This window comes from Shigella sp. FC1544 (genome assembly GCF_001722145.1).
In the GTDB taxonomy this organism is placed as follows: domain Bacteria; phylum Pseudomonadota; class Gammaproteobacteria; order Enterobacterales; family Enterobacteriaceae; genus Escherichia; species Escherichia coli.
In genome coordinates this window covers 1-1,156 of record NZ_MECT01000327.1, presented here as the reverse complement: position 1 = coordinate 1,156, position 1,156 = coordinate 1, and the positions used below count along the sequence as shown (strand labels likewise).

The following is a 1,156-nucleotide window of genomic DNA, read 5'->3' as shown; positions in this document are numbered from 1 at the left end:
TCCGGGATTTGGCCCGGGCATGGGCATCTGCCCGCGATGATTTACGGCATGCAAGGCAACGTCTGAAATCGTTTCTTCTGGTTCATGGGGTCCATTATGCCGGGCGGGCGGCGGTTGGCTGCCCGCCAGCCATTTGGGAAAATCACGTAGCGGCATCGGCTGTGCGTACAAATACCCTTGCAAAATATGCACGCCATGACGGCGCAAATACTTCGCCTGTTCTTGCGTTTCCACGCCCTCCGCCACCAGTTCAATATTCAGTCTTTGCCCCAGCGCGATGATGATATCGGTCACCGTCGAGTTAACCGCGTCAGAACCTATAGCTGCGGTAAATGACTTATCAATTTTCAGCACGTCAGGACGTAATGTTTCAAGCCAGGAAAATGAACTGTTGCCGGTGCCGAAGTCATCAATCGCCAGTTTGACGTTTTTACGATGTAGCTCGCGGGCAATCCGATAATCAACATCCAGTAAGGCATCGCGTTCGGTGATTTCGAGGATCAGTTGCTGAATCGGGTGAGCGCTAAACCAGTACTGATTGAGATCTTTTATCAGCACACCACGGCGAAAATGGCTGGGTGCGACGTTAATGCCAACATGAAACTGACTACTCATCGGGAAAACATGGCGCTGACGAATGGTTTCTGCCATCACATAGCGGGTCAGTGGCACAATTAAATGATGTTCTTCCGCGATAGGAATAAACACATCCGGTGAAATCCGGCCCTGACGCGGATTGTTCCAGCGCAGCAAAATCTCTACACCAATACATTGCTGGCTGCGCGCATTAAGCAAAGGCTGACAGAACAATTCGAACTCATGTTGCGCCAGGCCCAGATTGATTTCGCGGGAAAAGCTCATCCGGTAAGCGGTCGCCAGCCAGGCGATGTAGCCCACCAGTAAACTGAGGTGTACTGGCAATAGCGGACACTACCATTTGTTCTTTTTTAAGCAGCCATCTGATGATATTTTTCCCTGAAGGCTGCCGGGGAGATATTCCCCAGACGAGAGTGACGACGCTGACGATTGTAGAAAATCTCAATGTATTCCCGTATTACTGAGATGGCTTCATCCCGGTTATTAAAACGATAGTGGCTCAGGCTCTCATTTTTCAGCGTTCCCCAGAAGCTTTCCATCGGAGCGTTGTCGTAACAGT

1 protein-coding gene and 2 pseudogenes are annotated in these 1,156 nt (G+C 50.6%); 1 reads left to right on the top strand and 2 read right to left on the bottom strand.

Annotation, left to right across the window (positions count from 1 at the left end; genetic code table 11):
* Nucleotides 1-137: pseudogene (locus BGK49_RS31710) on the top strand (IS110 family transposase); the annotation flags it as partial.
* Here BGK49_RS31710 and BGK49_RS15330 read toward each other — a convergent pair.
* Nucleotides 79-921 (bottom strand): annotated as a pseudogene (locus tag BGK49_RS15330) (EAL domain-containing protein); the annotation flags it as partial. The pseudogenes BGK49_RS31710 and BGK49_RS15330 overlap by 59 nt on opposite strands.
* A gap of 26 nt (nucleotides 922-947) precedes the next feature.
* Nucleotides 948-1,156: IS3 family transposase (locus tag BGK49_RS15325; protein ID WP_001073957.1), on the bottom strand; the 209-nt coding region annotated here is incomplete at its 5' end.